This window comes from Deinococcus sp. Marseille-Q6407 (genome assembly GCF_946848805.1).
Classification (GTDB): domain Bacteria; phylum Deinococcota; class Deinococci; order Deinococcales; family Deinococcaceae; genus Deinococcus.
In genome coordinates this window covers 1-5,610 of the sequence record NZ_CAMPFU010000012.1, presented here as the reverse complement: position 1 = coordinate 5,610, position 5,610 = coordinate 1, and the positions used below count along the sequence as shown (strand labels likewise).

The following is a 5,610-nucleotide window of genomic DNA, read 5'->3' as shown; positions in this document are numbered from 1 at the left end:
TTGGGGAACTTTTGTGCCCACTCCATCAGAGCGCTGAAAAAGAGGCTTGTCACCGCCTGGCAGCGGGTCCGCTATATTCACCTGCCCCGTCAGCTTATGGACGCCAACTTACGCCGCTATCAATAATCAAGACATGCGACAGCTAACCCGGAAAGAGCTGGGAATTTCAGGGGGCAGAGCTGCTTGAATTTCTAGACCATTCTGGAATTAAGCAGGGCTGCTGGGTTCCTGACTGTGGCCGTCTCTGCCAGGTCTGCCAGCAGTCGAGACAGTTTCGCTTGCATCTCCCCTATGTCTGCCCAGGTTCTGAGCTGCCAGAGCTGCCCACACCACCACCTAAACGAATGCGTATCGTGCAAACTTTCAGAGACCCATCCTGCCAATTGTTGAATCAGGTTCCGGCGCTCTGCTGGGGTCTCAGGGTCTGCCAGCATCGAGAGACTGTAAATGGCGTCCTGAACGCTGCCTAGCTTTATTTCCGCTCTATAAGTAACGGAGTTATGTAGTTTGAACAGGCCAGTAACGGAGATAGCCGCCAGCAGGTCTGCCCCTAGTCTGCCCTTTAGGTCTTTATCTAGACCGGAAATAAATCCAAGAGCTGTGTTTTTCCGCTTGTAATCGAGTTCTAGGTTCCGCCACTCATGTCCCCAGTCTTCAGGCCGGATTTTGGGCTGTGTGGCTGCTGTGCTGGTTTTGACAGCCCAGAGAGTGCTTGCCCAGAGATTCTGCCCTGATACTTTCGCTGCCAGCGCTCCAGAGTCCACTAGACCTGCTGTATGGAGTTCTGTCTGTAAGTTCCTGATATGGCGGTCTGTGTATCCCAGGGCGGCTGCGATTAGGGACTGTGGCAGAGAGAAAGTCACTTGGGAGACAGCAGGGCTGTACGCCTTTTGAGCGGCCACCCGGACTGCTACACCGTGCAAGAGTTCCCAGAGCTTTCTAGCCCCCTTAGAGAGTCTTGATAGGGCAGCTATGGCATCTGCTGTGGCATATCGAGACAGCCGGTCTATGGTCACGGTCTGGGGCTGCTGGGGCTGCTGTGCCTGCTGGCAAACTTGAGAAATAACCTGCTGTGTCTCTAGGGGCAGAGAGTCTAGGGGCAGGTCTGCTGGGGTCTCTGTGTGGCTTACAGAGCCGTCTAGGGCACTGCTTAGGACAGCAGAACGAGCGGCGTTAATGGCGGCGGTAAGTTTAGGGGAAATAATTGTATTCACGGTCTAGCGCACTTTCCCCAGATGCGCTACGATACAGGCGTTCAGGCTGGGTGTGCGTTTTTTGTGCGCATCCGGTTTTTTTTATTGCTCTGTGACTATACACACTTTCGCAGGGTACTCACTGGGATGTTATGTAATTCATCCATTACAGGCTCTAAATCTCTCTGCCCTAAGACTGATTAGGGAAGAGAGTACTTATAACTGCTCTGTTCTCTCTGCCGAGAGTTTACCCTGTGGCTGTCCAGTATCCACCAAAAGGCTAGGAAAAGGCTAGGAAAGTTGACCCTAGGAAATACCCGCATAGAGAGCTGCAAGGGGCTTCACGGGCATTATTCCGATTGGGTGTAATCCAGCCAAACGGATATTCAAGCTACCTGACTTCACAGAGCGATTTACTCTTTCCGGTCAGCGTAATTTACTCTAACCGGAGAGTGCAAATTGCTCTAACCGGAGAGTGCAAATTGCTCTAACCGGAGAGTGCAAATTGCTCTACCCATAACAGAGACTACTACATAGACTACTACATATATAAAAAGATATGTCATCTGGCGAAGACACTTCTGTTTTAGAAGAGTAAAAGATAGGATTGGAGAAAAGAAATTGTCACTGCTCGAAATCGCCGCTACTTAAATTTCTTCCTTTAACCTAACTGAGTACGTCACCACAGCAGCAGACTAGACCTATGTGTTACCCAACTACTTCCACATGTTGCGCTTCTTGTTTGCGAAGGGTGCAAAGATAGCCCTGCTTTAATCAGAATAAATACTACAAACTATTGCGAGACTTTCCCAAGAGTATTTACACCCCTTGAACTTTCAGCATTAATAAAATTATTTACCAGGGTATTTTCCTTTGCGGGCGAAAACTCCCCCTTCTCTCTCCTTCCTTCTCTCTCCTTCCTTCTTTCCTTCCCCTTTCCCCCCCTTCTCCCTTCTCCCCTTCCCCCTATGGATAGTAGGTAGACATAGGCTAACTAGGGCATATCTCAACGTATAGGACACAGGGAGTAAAATTTAGCGATTTTCAAAACTGCAAGAATTTTCCAAAACCTATTATGACTCTTAAACTATTGATAACGGCGTAAGTATGCGCTGCTAAACTCTAGGGACCGTGGAATGGCAACCGAACCAATATTCTCGTGCCCAACTTGAGGAGCGGCGTCTGGCTGCTACCGAGTGGCTGCAGCAAGGCAGCCACACACACCGCGAAATTGCTGCTCACTTCGGCGTCTCCGTGCTCACGGTGACTTCTTGGAGTGCTCGGCTCAGAAAGAAGGGAAGCTTGCAAGCGACGGTCAGCTCTGGTCGTCCTGCTCGGCTGACTGAGTCTCAGCACGACCAGCTTCGCACCCTCCTGCGGGAGGGTGCTCTGCAGCATGGGTTTCCTGACGAAACTTGGACGACAAAACGCGTGGCAGAGCTGATCGGGCGGCACTTCGAGGTGTGGTACCACCATGATCACGTCCGTAAAATCCTACGAAAGTTGGGGTTCAGCCCACAGATGCCAGATGGGCGGGCTGCTGAGCGGAACGAACTTCGGATTGCATCCTGGCGGGAACAGGTGCTCCCGGAGTTGGAAAAAAAAGGTCGCTGGGGGAGCCACAATCATCTATCTGGATGAGGTCGGATTCTCGTTGAAAGGCGTGCGAAGGCGAACGTGGTCACCCAGGGGCGTCACGCCCCTGGTCACGCTCAGAGCGAACTGGGAGAAGCTTTCGACGATTGGGGCGATCACTTCAGATGGACGATTCTTCCAGCACACAACATCCAGAGCGATCCGCAGTGGAGAAGTCATCCGATTCTTTGGGCACATCCTGCGCCAAGTTCAGGGGAACATCGTCGTGGTGCTGGACAATGCGAGAATTCATCACGCGAAAGTGACCCAGGCGTTCGTGGGTTCCCACGAACGCCTCTCTCTGATCTTTCTGCCTCCGTATGCTCCAGAGTTGAACCCGATCGAGTTGGTGTGGGCCTACGTCAAGCGCAATGTGTTGGGGAACTTTTGTGCCCACTCCATCAGAGCGCTGAAAAAGAGGCTTGTCACCGCCTGGCAGCGGGTCCGCTATATTCACCTGCCCCGTCAGCTTATGGACGCCAACTTACGCCGCTATCAATAATCAAGACATGCGACAGCTAACCCGGAAAGAGCTGGGAATTTCAGGGGGCAGAGCTGCTTGAATTTCTAGACCATTCTGGAATTAAGCAGGGCTGCTGGGTTCCTGACTGTGGCCGTCTCTGCCAGGTCTGCCAGCAGTCGAGACAGTTTCGCTTGCATCTCCCCTATGTCTGCCCAGGTTCTGAGCTGCCAGAGCTGCCCACACCACCACCTAAACGAATGCGTATCGTGCAAACTTTCAGAGACCCATCCTGCCAATTGTTGAATCAGGTTCCGGCGCTCTGCTGGGGTCTCAGGGTCTGCCAGCATCGAGAGACTGTAAATGGCGTCCTGAACGCTGCCTAGCTTTATTTCCGCTCTATAAGTAACGGAGTTATGTAGTTTGAACAGGCCAGTAACGGAGATAGCCGCCAGCAGGTCTGCCCCTAGTCTGCCCTTTAGGTCTTTATCTAGACCGGAAATAAATCCAAGAGCTGTGTTTTTCCGCTTGTAATCGAGTTCTAGGTTCCGCCACTCATGTCCCCAGTCTTCAGGCCGGATTTTGGGCTGTGTGGCTGCTGTGCTGGTTTTGACAGCCCAGAGAGTGCTTGCCCAGAGATTCTGCCCTGATACTTTCGCTGCCAGCGCTCCAGAGTCCACTAGACCTGCTGTATGGAGTTCTGTCTGTAAGTTCCTGATATGGCGGTCTGTGTATCCCAGGGCGGCTGCGATTAGGGACTGTGGCAGAGAGAAAGTCACTTGGGAGACAGCAGGGCTGTACGCCTTTTGAGCGGCCACCCGGACTGCTACACCGTGCAAGAGTTCCCAGAGCTTTCTAGCCCCCTTAGAGAGTCTTGATAGGGCAGCTATGGCATCTGCTGTGGCATATCGAGACAGCCGGTCTATGGTCACGGTCTGGGGCTGCTGGGGCTGCTGTGCCTGCTGGCAAACTTGAGAAATAACCTGCTGTGTCTCTAGGGGCAGAGAGTCTAGGGGCAGGTCTGCTGGGGTCTCTGTGTGGCTTACAGAGCCGTCTAGGGCACTGCTTAGGACAGCAGAACGAGCGGCGTTAATGGCGGCGGTAAGTTTAGGGGAAATAATTGTATTCACGGTCTAGCGCACTTTCCCCAGATGCGCTACGATACAGGCGTTCAGGCTGGGTGTGCGTTTTTTGTGCGCATCCGGTTTTTTTTATTGCTCTGTGACTATACACACTTTCGCAGGGTACTCACTGGGATGTTATGTAATTCATCCATTACAGGCTCTAAATCTCTCTGCCCTAAGACTGATTAGGGAAGAGAGTACTTATAACTGCTCTGTTCTCTCTGCCGAGAGTTTACCCTGTGGCTGTCCAGTATCCACCAAAAGGCTAGGAAAAGGCTAGGAAAGTTGACCCTAGGAAATACCCGCATAGAGAGCTGCAAGGGGCTTCACGGGCATTATTCCGATTGGGTGTAATCCAGCCAAACGGATATTCAAGCTACCTGACTTCACAGAGCGATTTACTCTTTCCGGTCAGCGTAATTTACTCTAACCGGAGAGTGCAAATTGCTCTAACCGGAGAGTGCAAATTGCTCTAACCGGAGAGTGCAAATTGCTCTACCCATAACAGAGACTACTACATAGACTACTACATATATAAAAAGATATGTCATCTGGCGAAGACACTTCTGTTTTAGAAGAGTAAAAGATAGGATTGGAGAAAAGAAATTGTCACTGCTCGAAATCGCCGCTACTTAAATTTCTTCCTTTAACCTAACTGAGTACGTCACCACAGCAGCAGACTAGACCTATGTGTTACCCAACTACTTCCACATGTTGCGCTTCTTGTTTGCGAAGGGTGCAAAGATAGCCCTGCTTTAATCAGAATAAATACTACAAACTATTGCGAGACTTTCCCAAGAGTATTTACACCCCTTGAACTTTCAGCATTAATAAAATTATTTACCAGGGTATTTTCCTTTGCGGGCGAAAACTCCCCCTTCTCTCTCCTTCCTTCTCTCTCCTTCCTTCTTTCCTTCCCCTTTCCCCCCCTTCTCCCTTCTCCCCTTCCCCCTATGGATAGTAGGTAGACATAGGCTAACTAGGGCATATCTCAACGTATAGGACACAGGGAGTAAAATTTAGCGATTTTCAAAACTGCAAGAATTTTCCAAAACCTATTATGACTCTTAAACTATTGATAACGGCGTAAGTATGCGCTGCTAAACTCTAGGGACCGTGGAATGGCAACCGAACCAATATTCTCGTGCCCAACTTGAGGAGCGGCGTCTGGCTGCTACCGAGTGGCTGCAGCAAGGCA

At 50.8% G+C, this 5,610-nt stretch carries 3 protein-coding genes; 1 reads left to right on the top strand and 2 read right to left on the bottom strand.

The genetic code is table 11. The features are described from left to right. Positions 1-191 precede the first annotated feature (191 nt). Positions 192-1,214 (bottom strand): hypothetical protein, encoded by a 1,023-nt coding sequence (locus OCI36_RS13210; RefSeq protein WP_261665542.1) that lies wholly within the window; start codon positions 1,212-1,214, stop codon positions 192-194. Between the two features lie 1,110 nt (positions 1,215-2,324). Between OCI36_RS13210 and OCI36_RS13205 the strand changes: the two genes are divergently transcribed. Further along, positions 2,325-3,330, top strand: a protein-coding gene (locus OCI36_RS13205) for an IS630 family transposase (protein WP_261665543.1) whose coding sequence is annotated in 2 segments (ribosomal slippage) — positions 2,325-2,792 and positions 2,794-3,330 — 1,005 coding nt in all. Because the reading frame shifts where the segments join, the coding sequence is not laid out codon by codon here. Between the two features lie 65 nt (positions 3,331-3,395). Here the strand turns inward: OCI36_RS13205 and OCI36_RS13200 are convergent. Next, positions 3,396-4,418, bottom strand: coding sequence for a hypothetical protein (locus OCI36_RS13200; RefSeq protein WP_261665542.1), 1,023 nt, complete (start codon positions 4,416-4,418; stop codon positions 3,396-3,398). Positions 4,419-5,610: the final 1,192 nt, after the last annotated feature.